This window comes from Gordonia rhizosphera NBRC 16068, assembly GCF_000298195.1.
GTDB classification, from domain to species: domain Bacteria; phylum Actinomycetota; class Actinomycetes; order Mycobacteriales; family Mycobacteriaceae; genus Gordonia; species Gordonia rhizosphera.
Genome location: NZ_BAHC01000107.1, coordinates 1 through 15,159 on the forward strand (window position 1 = coordinate 1; position 15,159 = coordinate 15,159).

Consider the following 15,159-nt stretch of genomic DNA (forward strand, 5'->3'; position numbering starts at 1 on the left):
GGGTTGCCCTTGCGCACGACCAGCACGACGACGGACCCGAACGGTGTGCTGTTGTTGGGTGCCTGCGCCTGCCAGTCCGCATCGACGATGCCTTCGGTCACCAGGCGGGTGATGTCGGGTTCGACCGAGAAGTTGACGACATCGGCCGGTACCCGACGCGCGACCTTGCGCGACTGGTCGCCGGACGGACCGTAGGACTGTGAGAACCCGATGTCGTGACCCTCAGGGGTGCTGCGGAAGGCCGGGATGACGACGTCGAATCCCGGCTTCGGCGTGGCGTAGGCCACCAGGTTGACGTGACGGGCTCCGCTGGAGATGTCGACGCCACCGGGCTGGTCGGTCGAACCACCGCCGCAGGCCGTGAGCCCGACGATGCCGAGCAGGACGACGAGGACGACCGACACCGGCGCCCATCGTGCGCGTGCCCTGCCGGCCCCCGATTCGGCCACACTCTCCTCCTGGCATCCGTCGGTCTGATCGGATTGACGCTAGCAAGCCGGGTCAGGTCGAAATACCACCCGACGAGGCCCCTTGGTCGCTGCGCGCCGCGTGTGCTAGAGGGTCAGCACCCACGCCAGGATCACCAATGCGATCAGCGCGATGAGTGCCACGGTCACCCGGGATCGGATCATGATCTGCTACAGCCCCGTCCCGTCGTCGTCGGCGAAGCGTCGCCGGTCGATCACGTCCGAGACCGTGTCGACCAGCAAGTTGAGCGCGGCCGCGGCGATCACCGCGAGCGGGATGACGACGCTGAGGGTCACCAGCAGTTGCGGGACGAACGACAGTCCCGTCAACCACTCCTCCACACCGTCCCACCATGTGCTCAGTGACGTCATCGTTCACCTCGTTGCGTCTTACCGGTTTCACTCAGCCTGAATTAAAGGTCACCCACCCCGATCGTCGGTCGAGTGGCGACACCAGAAGGCCCCGACAATGATATATCCATGACACCTCCGGAAGACGCCGCCGTCACCGCGCTGCACACCGCCGTCACCGCACCGAAGGAGTCCGAGTCGGGGCTCGACGCCGTGGAGCCCGAGGCGATGGCGTTCTCGCCCGCCACCCCGAGCCACAACGCCTTCCCCCCGATCGGTGACTACGCCTTCCTGTCGGACACCGAGACCAACTGTCTCATCGCGCGCAACGGGTCCGTCGAGTGGATGTGTGTGCCGCGTCCGGACTCGCCGAGCGTGTTCGGCGCGATCCTCGATCGCAGCGCCGGGCACTTCCGGCTCGGCCCATACGGGGTCAACGTTCCCGTGGATCGTCGTTACCTGCCCGGCAGCCTCATGGTCGAGACGACGTGGCAGACCGACACCGGATGGATCGTGGTGCGCGACGCCCTGGTGATGGGTCCGTGGCACGACCACGAACGACGATCGACGACCCACCGGCGCACTCCCACCGACTGGGACGCCGAACACATCCTGCTGCGCACCGTGCGATGCGTTTCGGGCACCGTCGAGCTCTCGCTGAGCTGCGAGCCGGCCTTCGACTACCACCGGGCGCACACGGCCTGGGAGTATTCGGGTCCCGCCTACGGCGAGGCGATCGCGACGGCCGCCAACACCACCAAACCCGGGCCCACCCTCAAGCTGACCACGGACCTGAGACTCGGCCTCGAGGGCCGCGAGGCCCGCGCCCGCACCCGGCTGGTCGAGGGGGACAACCGGTTCGTGGCGCTGTCCTGGTCCAATCAGCCGGCGCCGCAGACCTTCGAGGAAGCCGCACAGAAGATGTGGTCGACATCGGAGTGCTGGCGGCAGTGGATCAATATCGGCTCCTTCCCTGATCACCCGTGGCGCACCCATCTGCAGCGCTCGGCGCTCACGCTCAAGGGCCTGACCTATTCCCCGACCGGGGCACTGCTGGCCGCCGCCACCACCTCGCTGCCGGAGACCCCGCACGGAGAACGCAACTGGGATTACCGCTATGCTTGGGTGCGGGACTCGACGTTCGCGCTGTGGGGCCTGTACACGCTCGGCCTCGACCGCGAGGCCAACGACTTCTTCTCCTTCATCGCCGACGTGTCGGGGGTGACCAACTCCGAACATCACCCGCTGCAGGTCATGTACGGGGTCGGCGGCGAACGCACGCTCGAGGAGGAGGAACTGTCACATCTGTCCGGCTACGAGGGTGCCCGCCCGGTGCGGATCGGCAACGGCGCCTACAACCAGGCGCAGCACGACATCTGGGGCACCATGCTCGACTCGGTGTACCTCAACACCAAGTCCAACGAGACGGTGCCGGAGACCCTGTGGCCGGTGCTCAAGGCACAGGTCGAGGAGGCCGTGAAGAACTGGCGCAAACCCGACCGGGGGATCTGGGAGGTGCGTGGCGAACCGCAACATTTCACCTCCTCGAAGGTGATGTGCTGGGTGGCGCTGGACCGGGGCTCGCGACTCGCCGCCCTGCACGGTGAGAAAGCCTACGCCCAGAAGTGGGCCGAGATCGCCGATGAGATCCGTGCGGACATCCTCGCCCACGGCGTCAACGAGCGCGGCGTGTTCACCCAGCGTTACGGCAACGACGCGCTCGACGCGTCGGCACTGCTGGTCCCCTTGCTCCGGTTCCTGCCGTCGGACGATCCGCGGGTGCGCAACACCGTCCTCGCGATCGCCGAGGAGTTGACCGACAACGACCTGGTACTGCGCTACCGGGTCGAGGAGACCGACGACGGACTGACCGGTGAGGAGGGCACCTTCACGATCTGTTCGTTCTGGCTGGTGTCCGCACTCGTCGAGATCGGCGAACTCGAGCGGGCCAAGACGCTGTGCGAACGGCTGTTGTCGTACTCGAGTCCGCTCAAGCTCTACGCCGAGGAGATCGACGCCAAGACCGGAGCACATCTGGGGAACTTCCCGCAGGCGTTCACCCATCTCGCGCTCATCAACGCGGTCATGCATGTCATCCGCGCCGAGGAGGCGGCCAGTCACGGCACGTTCCAGCCGGCCCATCACAACTGAGACTCCGCGAGAACGATCTGAATCTCCGCCGGGCGACCGGCCGTCGCAGCGTACGCCCCAATCCTCGGGCAAGTCGGCCCCACCGCGATGATCGAGACCGTAGAGTCGACGGCACGCTGGGCCCGACCCGAGGAGAGGCCATGTCGCCGAACTGGAACAAGCTGGTCAGGAACACACGCGTCCTGCCCGGCCGGAAGGTCAACCTCGGCAAGGACTTCGACCCGGGCAGCAAGGACGGGGATCTCGACAAGGCCGGTGGTCGGGCTGCGCTCGCCGAGGCCAAGAGCAAGCTGTTCGCGCTGCAGGACCGTTTCTATGCGCAGGCCGACCGCTCGCTGCTGATCGTGTTGCAGGCCATCGACGCGGCCGGCAAGGACGGGACGATCAAGCACGTCATGTCCGGGCTGAACCCCGAAGGCGTCGACGTCTTCAGCTACAAGGCCCCCACACCGGTGGAACGCATGCACGACTATCTGTGGCGCCATCAGATCCAGGCGCCCGAACTCGGCCGGATCGCGGTGTTCAACCGGTCGCACTACGAGAACGTGACGATCACCCGGGTGCATCCGGAACTGTTGTGGCCCAAGACCCCCGAACTCGACGACGACGATCTCTGGCACCGCCGCTTCCGGCAGATCAACGACTGGGAACGACATCTCACGGAGAACGGGACCACGATCGTCAAGTTGTTCCTCAACGTCTCCAAGGAGGAACAGGCGCGGCGATTCCTGGCGCGCATCGAGCAACCCGAGAAGAACTGGAAATTCTCGGCTGAGGACATGCACGAACGCGAGTACTGGGACGCCTATCAGCATGCGTTCAACGAGATGCTCAGCCACACGAGCACGAAACACGCACCATGGCATGTGATCCCCGCCGATCACAAATGGTTCAGCCGCCTGACCACATTCGCGGTGCTCCTCGAGACCATGGAGGCGATGAATCCGCGCTACCCCACCGTCAGCGCCGACACCAAGGCCGAACTCGCCGAGGCGAAGAAGATCCTCGAGGCCGAGATCCGCGACTGATCCGGTCGGCCCTGAAGTCCGCGCGTGAGCGGCGCGCCGAGAAGCGCTGGTGTCGATGGATGCGCGTGTGAGGTCTTCAGGGTCCGCCAAAACCTCAGTCGAGCCGCCAGGTTTCGTAGGCGCGCGGATCGTCGAGCGGTTCCACGTGGATGGTGATCGCGAGATGGCCGAAATCTCCACGCAGCTCGGTCTCGACCTCTTCGGATACGTCGTGCGCCCGTTGCACCGACCACTCGCCCGGCACCAGCATGTGCATCTGCAGGAACTGCTGACGACCGGACTCGCGCGTCCGGATGTCGTGGAAGTCGATACCCTGTCGGCGATACCGGTTCAGGACGGCGTCGATCCCGGCGCGTTCGCCGGCCGGCAACGCCGAGTCCATCAGGCCCGACCCGGAGCGCCGGACCAGGCCTGCACCCACGACCAGGATGTTCACCGCGACCGCGATGGCGATGATCGGATCGAGCGGCAGCCAGCCCGTCACGGCCACGAGGAACACACCGACGACGACGCCGACAGTGGTCCACACATCGGTGAGCAGGTGCTTGCCGTCGGCCTCCAGGGTCAGCGAGCGGTGCTTCTTTCCCGTGCGCAGCAACAAGACACCGACCGCCCCGTTCAACGTGGTCGCCACTATGGAGATGAGCAGACCGATCCCCACGGACTCCAGTTCCCGCGGGTGGATGAACCGGTCGACCGCGGTCGCGATGATCACCACCGCGGCGAGGACGATCATCACCCCCTCGAAGACCGCCGAGAAGTACTCGGCCTTGGTGTGTCCGAAGTTGTGGCTGTGATCGGCCGGTCGGGCGGCCACCCGGAGAGCGATGAAGGCACCGATCGCGGCGACCAGGTTGACCAGGGATTCGGCGGCGTCCGACAGCAGGCCCACCGAGCCGGTCACCCACCAGGCCGCCATCTTCATCGCGATGACGACGATCGACGTCACGATGCTGAGCACCGCGTAGCGGCTCAGGTCGTGGTTTTTCTGGTCGTCGGTCTGTGCCGGCATCGTTGCCCCGACCCCCTCGTCCACGTCGGCTCCTACCCCTGTGGTGTCAGACCGCGACGTGTCAGCAGCGGCCCGATCTCGGCCTTGCGTCCGATCAGTTTCTCGTGGGCGGCGAGCGGATCGACGCTGTCTCCGCGCGACAGCGTCGCCTCGGCGAACCGCTGTCCGCTGTCCCGTTCGAGACCTCCTTCGGCGAGGAACCACTGCTCGGTCTCGGCGTCGAGGACCTCCGACCAGATATAGGAGTAATAGCCGGCCGAGTAGCCGCCACCGAAGACGTGGTTGAAGTAGGCGCTGCGGTAGCGCGGCGGGATGAGATCTCCGACGAAACCGGCCGAGCGTAGCGCGGTGCGTTCGAACGCCTCGACGTCGTCGGGGATCTCGTCGGGGGCCAGCCGATGCCACGCGAGATCGAGCACGGCGGCGGCGAGATATTCGATGGTGGAGTGTGCGGTCTCGGCCTTCGCGGCGACCCGCGCCGCCTCGGCGAGTTCGGCCGGGATCGGCTCTCCGGTCTCGTGATGACGCGCATAGTGCGACAGCACGTCCGGGTGCAGCGCCCACATCTCGTTGACCTGTGACGGGAACTCGACGAAGTCCCGCGGCACCGACGTTCCCGACTGCGACGGATAGTCGACCGCCGACAGCAACCCGTGCAGCGCGTGCCCGAACTCGTGGAACAGCGTGGTGAGCTGATCCATGGTGAGCAGACAGTGTTTGCCCTCGTCGGGTTCGGTCAGGTTGAGGACGTTGACGACGACCGGCTGCATCGACAGCCGGCGCGACTGGTCGACGATGTTGTTCATCCACGCCCCACCACGTTTGGACGGCCGGGCGAAGTAGTCGCCGAGGAACAGGCCGATGCTGCGGCCCGTATCGTCGAGGACATCCCACACCCGCACGTCGGGGTGATAGCCGGACAGGTCGGGCCGCTCGGCGAACCGCAGCCCGTAGAGCTTGCCCGCCGCGTAGAAGACACCCCGCTCGAGGACCGCATCGAGTTCGCAGTAGTCGGCAAACGCGTCGAGCGGTACCGCCGAGGTCGACCGTCGTTCGACCTCCAACCAGAAAGTGAGGTCGGCCGGGCCGATCTCCTCGTCGGTCATCCGCGTCAACCGGGTCAGCTCACGCCCGCCTGCCCGCAGCGCCGACGCGGTGAGCTCACCGAGAAGATCGGTGACCGCCGCCGGATCCGGGGCGGTTTGTTCTGCGATGACGTACTCGGCATGGTCGGCGTAGCCGAGCAACCGCGCACGGCGAGCGCGCAGCGCCACGATCTCGAGTACCAGCTCCCGCGTGTCGTAGTCGTTACCCCGCGAGCACCGGTTCACCGAGGCGTCGAAGACACGTTGCCGCACCTCATGATTCGTCAACTTGGTGAGAACGGATTGACTGGTGGGCAGTTCGAGTGCGATCAGATATCCGTCGTCGTGTCCGTCGGCCGCGGCGGCCCGTCGGGCCGCGGCGATCTCGCCGTCGGACAGACCGTCGAGTTCCTCGGCCGTCTCGACGAACACCGCCGAGGCGTTGGTGTCGTCCAGGATCATGTGCGAGAAGGTGGTGGTGAGATAGGCCAGCCGCGAGGAGATCTGGCGCATCTGCTCCTGCTCGTCGGGCCCGAGCCCGGCACCGGCGCGGACGGAATCACGATACCGTTTGTCCAACAACCGTTCCTGGGATTCGGTCAGGTCCAGTTGATCGCGGCGCTCGTGCAGGTCCGCGATCCGGGCGAACAGGCGTGGATCCATCGCGATGGTGTTCGCGTGATCGGTCAGCATCGTCGAGAGCTGCTGAGAGATCGCATTGCGCTGCGGATTGGTGTCCGGACCAACGAGATTGAAGAAGACCCCGCCGGCGCGCGCCAGGTCTCGGCCGGAGAGCTCGAGCGCCTCTACCGTGTTGGCGAACGTGGCCGGTTTCGGGTCGTTGGCGATCTTCTCGATCTCGGCGAGGTGAGTCGCCATCGCCTCGGTGAACGCCGGCAGGAAGTCGTCGTCGGAGATCGACGCGAAATCGGGCAGTCCGTGGGGCAGGGTGGATTCGGCGAGAACCGGATTGACCCGCTGCGCCATCGGCTACTTCCCCTTCGGCTTGTCGCCGACCGCGTCGGTGGACAATGCCGCGACGAAGGCCTCTTGGGGCACCTCGACCCGTCCGATCGTCTTCATCCGCTTCTTGCCCTCCTTCTGCTTCTCCAGCAGTTTGCGCTTGCGGCTGATGTCACCGCCGTAGCACTTGGCAAGCACGTCCTTGCGGATCGCGCGGATGTTCTCGCGGGCGATGATCTTCGATCCGATCGCCGCCTGCACGGGCACCTCGAACTGCTGGCGTGGGATCAATTCCTTGAGCTTGGTGGCCATCTTGTTGCCGTAGGTATAGGCGGCATCCTTGTGGACGATCGCGCTGAACGCATCGACCGCCTCACCCTGTAGGAGGATGTCCACTTTGACCAGTTCGGCCTCCTGCTCGCCGGCCTCCTCGTAGTCGAGGCTGGCGTAGCCGCGGGTCCGCGACTTCAGCGCGTCGAAGAAGTCGAAGATGATCTCCGCCAGCGGCAGCGTGTAACGCAGTTCCACACGCGTCTCCGACAGGTAGTCCATCCCGCCGAGATCTCCGCGCCGCGACTGGCACAGTTCCATGATCGCGCCGATGAACTCGCTGGGTGCGATCACGGTCGTCTTGACCACCGGTTCGTAGATGTGACGCGCCTTGCCCTCGGGCCAGTCGGACGGGTTCGTGACGATGTGCTCGGTCCCGTCATCCATGATCACGCGGTAGACGACGTTTGGTGCGGTGGAGATGAGGTTGAGATTGAACTCGCGCTCGAGCCGTTCGCGGGTGATCTCCATGTGCAACAGGCCCAGGAAGCCGCAGCGGAAACCGAAGCCGAGCGCGACCGAGGTCTCCGGCTCGTAGGTGAGGGCCGCGTCGTTGAGCTGCAGCTTGTCCAGCGCCTCACGCAACACCGGATAGTCGGAGCCGTCGACCGGGTACAGGCCGGAGTAGACCATCGGCCGGGGTTCGCGGTAGCCGGTCAGAGGTGTGCTCGCGCCGTGGCGCGCGCTGGTCACCGTGTCACCGACCTTCGACTGGCGGACATCCTTCACCCCGGTGATCAGGTAGCCGACCTCGCCGACGCCGAGACCGGCCGACGGTTTGGGCTCCGGCGACACGATGCCGACCTCGAGTAGTTCGTGGGTGGCGCCGGTGGACATCATCAGTACCTTCTCGCGCGGCACGATCTTGCCGTCGACGACACGGACGTAGGTCACCACACCGCGGTAGGTGTCATAGACCGAGTCGAAGATCATCGCGCGCGCCGGCGCGTCGGCATCACCCTCGGGCGGCGGGATCAGCCGGACCACCTCGTCGAGCAGCGCGCCCACTCCCTCACCGGTCTTGCCGGACACCCGCAGGACCTCCTCGGGTTGGCATCCGATGATGTGGGCGATCTCCGCGGCGTAACGGTCGGGGTCGGCGGCGGGCAGGTCGATCTTGTTGAGCACCGGGATGATGGTCAGGTCGTTGTCCATCGCGAGGTACAGATTGGCGAGGGTCTGGGCCTCGATCCCCTGCGCCGCGTCGACAAGCAGGACCGCGCCCTCGCACGCCTCGAGCGCACGAGACACCTCGTAGGTGAAGTCGACGTGCCCGGGTGTGTCGATGAGGTGCATGACGTAGTCGGTCCTCACCCCGTCGGAGTCGGTCACCTGCCACGGCAGTCGCACGTTCTGCGCCTTGATGGTGATGCCGCGCTCGCGCTCGATGTCCATCCGGTCGAGGTACTGCGCCCGCATCTGACGCTCTTCGACCACGCCGGTGAGCTGCAGCATCCGGTCGGCCAGGGTGGACTTCCCGTGGTCGATGTGGGCGATGATGCAGAAGTTCCGGATCCGCGCGGGGTCGGTGAAGGTGGTGTCGGCGAAGGTGGGAATCGAACTGCTCCTTGCGAACGGGCGGTACGGTATCCGGCCGGGCCGGACACGACTGATGACCCATTTTGTCATGCGGGCGGCCGAGAGCCACGACGACGCTCACCGCTACCGTTGGAAGATGCCCGAGACGACCCACGACGCCGACGGTGTCATCGCCGATCTGCAGCGTCCCGACGGCCCGGCCGCAGGTGTGGTGGTGCTCGCGCACGGTGCCGGCGGCAACAGGACCGCGGTGATCCTGCGCGCGGTGGCCGACGAGCTCTGTGCCCGCGGCCTGGTCGTGGCACGCATCGACCTGCCCTACCGCCAGCGCCGCCCGAAGGGTCCACCGAGCCCGTCGGGTGCGGCCGCCGACCGCGACGGCATCCGCGCCGCGTGTGCGGTGTTCCGCGGCGAGGCGAACGGACCGCTCATCGTCGGCGGGCATTCCTACGGCGGGCGGCAGGCCTCGATGGCGGTCGCCGAGGATCCCGACCTCGCCGACGGACTGCTCCTGACCTCCTATCCGCTGCATCCGCCCGGCAAACCGGACCGGATGCGCACCGAACACCTGCCGTCGATCACCGTGCCGACGGTGATCGTGCACGGCAGCACCGACCCGTTCGCCTCGCCCACAGAACTCACCGACGCCGCCGCACTCATCGGGGCGCCCGTCCGGATCGTGGAGATCGAGAAGGTCGGTCACAACCTGAACCCGGAGAAGAAGCCGACCGCCGCGCTGACCGCCGACGCCGTCGACGAGGTCCTGCTCGGCCGGGTGCGGTCGTGACGAGACCCCACGCGACCGCACCGGGACACCCGACGCGGCGGTTCGCCCGCACGATCGCCTACGCCCCGGACCTCGACGGTGCCGCCGATCCCGGCGAGGTCGTCTGGACGTGGGTCACCTACGAGGACGACATCACCCAGGGCAAGGATCGGCCCGTGCTCGTGGTGGGCCGCACCACCGACGACGCCGGCCGAACACATCTGCTCGGACTCATGCTGTCATCGCGGGACTATCACCGCGACGACCCGAACTGGCTCTACATCGGGTCCGGTTCCTGGGACGCGCAGCACCGAGGAAGCTTCGTCCGTCTGGACCGGGTGCTGCTGGTACCCGAGAACGGCATCCGCCGCGAGGGCGCAATCCTCGACCGCAGACGGTTCGAGGTCGTCGCCGACCGGCTGCGCGAGGAGTACGGCTGGCGTTAGCGCGTCACCTCATGCCAGTCGGGTGATCTCCACGACGACGTCGAGATCGGTGGCACCGCCGCCGGTGTAGATGCCCTTGAGCGGGGAGACATCCGAGTAATCGCGTCCGATGCCCACCGAGACATGCTGCTCGGTGATACTGGTGTCGTTGGTCGGGTCGTAACCCCACCAACCCCCGGTCCACGCCTGAATCCACGCGTGACTCTGACCCTCGACGGTCTTGTCGATGACCGCGTTGGGCTTGGGGTGGAGATACCCGGACACGTAGCGGGCCGGAATGCCGAGGCTGCGCAGCATCAGCAGGCTGAGGTGTGCGTAATCCTGGCAGACGCCCTTGCGCTCGTTCCACGCGTCGACGGCCGTGGTGTGCACGCCTGTCGTCCCGGGCACGTATTCCATCTCCCCGTGCACGAACCGGCAGACCGCCTCGACCGCGGCCTCGGGCTCCATCCCCTTCACCAGCTTGTTCGCCGCAGACGCCAGTTGCCGGTTCTTGGGGACGTACGCGGTCGGCAGGAGCATCTCGTCGTAGCGGTCCTCGATGTACTCGCTGCGCACCTGATCCCATGTCGCCTGATCGTCCGGCTCGGGCCGCTGCCCGGGTTCGGTCTCGACCACCGACATACCCGACACCTCGAGTTCGTCGTGCGGGGCATGTAGGTCGAAGGCGGTGACCGCCGTTCCCCAATAGTCGGTGTAGCGGTAGAACCTCGTCGCTGGGTTCGTCTCCACGCGGTTGACGATCACGTTCTGCCGGGAGTCGCTGCGAGGGGTGAGCCGTGCCTCGTTGTACGACGACGTGACCGCACTCTTGTAGGCGAATCCGGTGGAATGGACGACGCGAAGACGCCAGCTCACAGTTCACTCTCCTCGATGACACGGGCCTCGGAATCACGGGCCCTGGCGTCGGCCCACGACACGTACGGCGACACATGGAAGTACTGCGCGGTCACGGCCTCGTTGACTTCTCGGCACGTGTCCTGCAGTTCGAGCAGACGGTCCTCGAGACCGTCGAGCAGCTTGCGCGGTTCGAGGAACTCCAGCGAACTTCGCGCCCGCCCGAGCAGCAGCAACGTCTCCGCCTGGGCGCCGACCCGGCTGGGCCCCTTCTCCAGTTCGGAGAGGTTGTGTTCGGCGACCCGCAGGGCGTGGAACACCGACCGCGGGAAGAGCCGGTCGATCAGCATGAACTCGACGATGTTCTCCGCGTCCAGCACGCCGCGATAGGCCCGCAGGAAGGTGTCGTGCGCCCCGGCGGAGACCAGCACGCCCACCCACGCCGGGGAGTTCGCCGGGTCGCCGGCCCGTGTCAGCAGCATGCGGATCGTCATGTCCACGCGTTCGACCGACCGACCGAGCAGCAGGTAGCGGTAGCCGTCGTCGTGGCTGAGGGTTGCGTCGGCGAGACCGGCGAACATGGCCGCCCGGTTCTTGACGTAGGCGAGGAACTCGTGCGGCCCGAGGCGGCGGGCCCGTCGTTCGGCGTCACTGAGGCCGTTGTAGGTGGTGTTCAGGCACTCCCACATCTCGCTCGAGGTGACCTCGCGCGCGCCCCGCGCGTTCTCTCGCGCCGACCCGATCAGGTCGACGATGGAGCCGACCGAGTCCTTGTCGTAGGCCACCCGCTCGCTGAGCGTCCACACATCCAACGGATCGTCGGATTCCGGTGATTCCAGACCCAGCACCTGGATCACCTGACGGGCCTGGCGGTCGACGTCGACGGTCGCGTCCTCGAGGATGTGTTGGATCGCGACGTCGAGGATGCGTGCCATGTCGTCGGCACGCTCGACGTAGCGGCCGATCCAGTAGAGAGATTCGGCGTTGCGCGCGAGCATCACCGGTGATCACCGCCCATCGACTGTTGCTGCATGCCACCGGTCTGCTCTTGCGCCATCCCCTGGCCTTGTTGTTGTTGCTGTGTCTGGGTGAACATCGGGTCCGGCGCGCTCTCCGCCGGTCGGACCGCGGCCACCCCGCTGTCCTTGACGACCTTGACGCCGGAGAACTCCCGTTCCTCCGACGATCGCGACGACGCCAGTACCCAGGTGTCCTTGGAGCCGCCGCCCTGGCTGGAATTGACCACCAGCGAGCCCTCGGGCAACGCGACCCGGGTCAGGCCGCCGGGCAGCACCCATACCGATTCGCCGTCGTTGACCGCGAACGGCCGCAGGTCGACGTGGCGGGGCCGGACCTCGCCGTCGATCTTGGTGGGGACGGTGGACAGCTGCACGACGGGCTGCGCGATCCACCCGCGCGGATCGTTGCGCACCTTGCGGGCCAACGTATCGAGCTCCGCCTTGGTGGCGTCCGGGCCGAAGACGATGCCGTAGCCTCCCGAGCCCTCGACGGGTTTGACGACGAGTTCGTCGATGCGGTCGAGCACCTCCTCGCATTCCTCGGGCAACCAGCAGCGCAGAGTGTCGACGTTCATCAGCGACGGCTTCTCACCCAGGTAGTACTCGATGATCTCGGGCACGTAGGTGTAGATGAGTTTGTCGTCCCCGACCCCGTTGCCGACCGCGCTGGAGATCACGACGTTGCCCGCGCGCGCCGCGTTGAGCAGACCCGCGACCCCGAGCATCGAATCGGGCCGGAACTGCATCGGATCGAGGAAGTCGTCGTCGATGCGGCGGTAGATCACGTCGACGCGCTGTTCACCCTCGGTGGTGCGCATGTAGACGATGTTGTCGCGACAGAACAGGTCCCGTCCCTCGACGAGTTCGACACCCATCAGCCGGGCGAGCAGGGAATGCTCGAAGTAGGCGGAGTTCGCCACGCCCGGTGTGAGCACGACGATGTTGGGGTCGGCCTCGTTGAACGCCGCCGAGGCACGCAGCGCGCGCAGCAGGTGACTGGGATAGTCACCGACCGCGCGCACCCGGTGCGACGAGAACAGGTCCGGGAACACCCTGGCCATCGTCCGGCGGTTCTCCATCACATAGGAGACACCCGACGGTGACCTCAGGTTGTCCTCGAGCACCCGGAAGTCGCCCTTCTCGTCCCGGATGAGATCGATACCGGCGACATGGATGCGAACCCCGTTGGGCGGGCGGATATTTGCGGCCTGCCGATGGAAGTGCTCACAGGAGTGGACAAGCCGCTTCGGCAACACCCCGTCGCGCAGGATCTCCTGCTCGCCGTAGATGTCATCGAGGAAGAGTTCGAGGGCCTGCACCCGCTGCGTGATGCCCGCCTCGAGCTTGTTCCATTCGCTCGCCGAAATCACCCGGGGCACAACGTCGAGCGGGAAGGGCCGCTCCTTGCCCGACAGCGAGAAGGTGATGCCCTGGTCGATGAAGGCCCGTCCGAGGGCATCGACCCGGACATCGAGGTCGGCCGCGTCGTAGCGCGACATCGCCTTGTATATCCCTCGGTAGGGCGCACGGATCTCGCCGTCGTCGTCGAACATCTCGTCAAAGGCGTTGGTATAGGGCCCCTTCGAGTAGCCCGCGAAGACGGTCTCGTCGACGCTCTTCGGCTCCCGCACACTCGCCCGGGCCCGCTTCGGAGCACCGGACCGAATCCCCTTGCCCGCCCCGTCGGCGTTCGACTTGGTGGCCTCGGCCTTCGTGGCCTTGGCCTTGGTGGCCGAACGCTTACTGGACGCTGAGGTCGTCGACGCGGGACTCATAACTTGACATGGTGCTACAAAAACCGGGATTCGGCATGACGGTTGGACACGTCTGGGTCACAGTGATCGGCGCAGACCCAACGCACGTCGCTGGACGCGTCGCACCACGTTCTTGGCCCGTGTCTGCCACCGGGCACCCACCTCCGGCATCGGCGCCGCCTTGACCATCTCGGCCATGGTGTCGAGCGCCACGGCCAGGATGTCCGCCTCCGACGGCGGTGTCGCGTCGTCGTCGGCCGAGCGCGCGACCGTGAGGTCGTCGAGATCCCCGGACACCCGATAGCCGGCCGTGCGGATCGCGGCGATCATCTCGTCGGCCTTGTCGGCCGCCCACTCACGCTGTACGGCCGACAGGCCCTGGGGCCGCCCGACGGGCGCCTCGAAGAGGATCTCCCTGATCACCTGTTGCTTGACCACCCGGTCATAGCGGCGCCATTCGATGTCGGAGGGCTGCAGCCGATGGTTGAGCCGTCGGAGGAACTCCGCCTGGGCCGCCGACAGCGAGGTGTTCATGTTGGGCACCGTGAGGGTCAGTGGCCCGGGGTCCACGTCGAGGGTGGCCAGGAATCGGTCCCACAACGTGTCGCCGGGCACCGCACGCCCCCGCGGCACGGTCACCACATGCACCCGGTCCGGGCCGACCGCTTTCGCCCAGTTGCCGAGGATCCGGACATGGTCCTGGAACTCCCAGAACGGCTCCTCCTCGGTCGGGAGGGTCTTCCCGGTGGTCTCGGCTGCGTCGGCGAACGCCCGTACCGACGCGACGAACTCGTCGAAGGTCGCGCGGCGCTGATTCTTCACGTTCTCCTGCCACGCCGACGGCAGCTGCCGTGCGAGGTCACGGACCGTGGCGATGACATGCACCTCGTCGGCGAAGGAGAGGTCCGACATCAATGTGGCGATGTGCTCGGGCGTCGCGGTGCTGAAGAGTTCATGCGACAGCAGCGACTGCTGGGGCCACGCCCTCATCTGTGCCAGCATGGTCGGCCACGTCCGCGCGAAGGCCGGGTCGACCCAGTCGAGATAGCGCTCCGGCTGCAGGTGGACGGCAGCGTGGAAATGATCGGAGTGAGCATTACCCGGGTAGAGCAGGCCGGATGAGTTGAGCGCGAGATCCCGATTGCGCCAGAGCCGGTTCTGCAGGTGGGTGGTCCCGGTTTTGGGCAGGCCGATATGCACAAAGACGACAGACATGGTGTTCTCGAGCCTAGGACATGGCCCTCCGGGGCGTCGGCACCTCCCGGTGACGTCGCGATTTGGGTCGTGTCAACACCGACTGGTAACGTTGACCGCTGTCGCAGCGTAGGTCGGATCGCCCGATCACGACCATACGAACTGCTCAGGCGCGACACCGTCGCCGCCTACCGAGATCTACAGACCGAACGAACAA

At 66.5% G+C, this 15,159-nt stretch carries 13 protein-coding genes; 4 read left to right on the plus strand and 9 right to left on the minus strand.

Translation table 11 applies throughout. The features are described 5' to 3' along the window. Both GORHZ_RS12365 and GORHZ_RS12370 read right to left on the minus strand, forming a co-directional pair. Positions 1-404 (minus strand): substrate-binding domain-containing protein (locus GORHZ_RS12365; RefSeq protein ID WP_157205156.1); only part of this gene is annotated, 404 nt, incomplete at its 3' end. Between the two features lie 234 nt (positions 405-638). Next, complete coding sequence (locus GORHZ_RS12370; protein ID WP_006333417.1) at positions 639-839, minus strand: hypothetical protein; 201 nt, start codon at positions 837-839, stop codon at positions 639-641. 108 nt (positions 840-947) lie between these two features. Between GORHZ_RS12370 and GORHZ_RS12375 the strand changes: the two genes are divergently transcribed. Further along, a complete protein-coding gene (locus GORHZ_RS12375) occupies positions 948-2,969 on the plus strand; it encodes a glycoside hydrolase family 15 protein (RefSeq protein WP_006333418.1) in 2,022 nt (673 codons plus the stop codon). Between the two features lie 140 nt (positions 2,970-3,109). Then, on the plus strand, positions 3,110-3,997 hold the full coding sequence (locus GORHZ_RS12380) for a polyphosphate kinase 2 family protein (RefSeq protein WP_006333419.1): 888 nt from the start codon (positions 3,110-3,112) through the stop codon (positions 3,995-3,997). A gap of 94 nt (positions 3,998-4,091) precedes the next feature. Here the strand turns inward: GORHZ_RS12380 and GORHZ_RS12385 are convergent, their stop codons facing one another. The 3 genes from GORHZ_RS12385 to lepA are packed head-to-tail and all read right to left on the minus strand — an operon-like array spanning position 4,092 to position 9,016. After that, positions 4,092-5,009 carry a cation diffusion facilitator family transporter gene (locus tag GORHZ_RS12385; protein WP_040531635.1) on the minus strand — a complete coding sequence of 306 codons (918 nt, stop codon included), beginning with the start codon at positions 5,007-5,009 and terminating at the stop codon, positions 4,092-4,094. Positions 5,010-5,041: 32 nt separating this feature from the next. After that, positions 5,042-7,081 carry a M3 family metallopeptidase gene (locus GORHZ_RS12390; protein ID WP_006333422.1) on the minus strand — a complete coding sequence of 680 codons (2,040 nt, stop codon included), beginning with the start codon at positions 7,079-7,081 and terminating at the stop codon, positions 5,042-5,044. Between the two features lie 3 nt (positions 7,082-7,084). After that, entirely contained in the window at positions 7,085-9,016 is a 1,932-nt protein-coding gene (gene lepA, locus GORHZ_RS12395) for a translation elongation factor 4 (protein WP_006333425.1), read from the minus strand. A 46-nt stretch (positions 9,017-9,062) separates the two neighbouring features. Between lepA and GORHZ_RS12400 the strand changes: the two genes are divergently transcribed. Both GORHZ_RS12400 and GORHZ_RS12405 read left to right on the plus strand, forming a co-directional pair. Further along, entirely contained in the window at positions 9,063-9,713 is a 651-nt protein-coding gene (locus GORHZ_RS12400) for an alpha/beta hydrolase family protein (protein WP_040531642.1), read from the plus strand. Then, complete coding sequence (locus tag GORHZ_RS12405; RefSeq protein WP_006333434.1) at positions 9,710-10,138, plus strand: type II toxin-antitoxin system PemK/MazF family toxin; 429 nt, start codon at positions 9,710-9,712, stop codon at positions 10,136-10,138. Before GORHZ_RS12400 ends, GORHZ_RS12405 begins: the two co-directional genes overlap by 4 nt. 9 nt (positions 10,139-10,147) lie before the next feature. On the opposite strand, the gene GORHZ_RS12410 is transcribed toward GORHZ_RS12405, so the two are convergent. From GORHZ_RS12410 to GORHZ_RS12425, 4 genes are read right to left on the minus strand one after another with little or no spacing between them, the layout of a single operon-like run. Next, a complete protein-coding gene (locus GORHZ_RS12410; protein ID WP_006333436.1) occupies positions 10,148-10,996 on the minus strand; it encodes a transglutaminase family protein in 849 nt (282 codons plus the stop codon). Then, positions 10,993-11,976 carry an alpha-E domain-containing protein gene (locus GORHZ_RS12415; protein ID WP_040531636.1) on the minus strand — a complete coding sequence of 328 codons (984 nt, stop codon included), beginning with the start codon at positions 11,974-11,976 and terminating at the stop codon, positions 10,993-10,995. Before GORHZ_RS12415 ends, GORHZ_RS12410 begins: the two co-directional genes overlap by 4 nt. After that, on the minus strand, positions 11,973-13,769 hold the full coding sequence (locus tag GORHZ_RS12420; protein WP_006333440.1) for a circularly permuted type 2 ATP-grasp protein: 1,797 nt from the start codon (positions 13,767-13,769) through the stop codon (positions 11,973-11,975). The genes GORHZ_RS12415 and GORHZ_RS12420 overlap by 4 nt, the downstream gene beginning before the upstream one ends. Positions 13,770-13,826: 57 nt before the next feature. After that, on the minus strand, positions 13,827-14,963 hold the full coding sequence (locus GORHZ_RS12425) for a hypothetical protein (RefSeq protein WP_006333441.1): 1,137 nt from the start codon (positions 14,961-14,963) through the stop codon (positions 13,827-13,829). Positions 14,964-15,159: the final 196 nt, after the last annotated feature.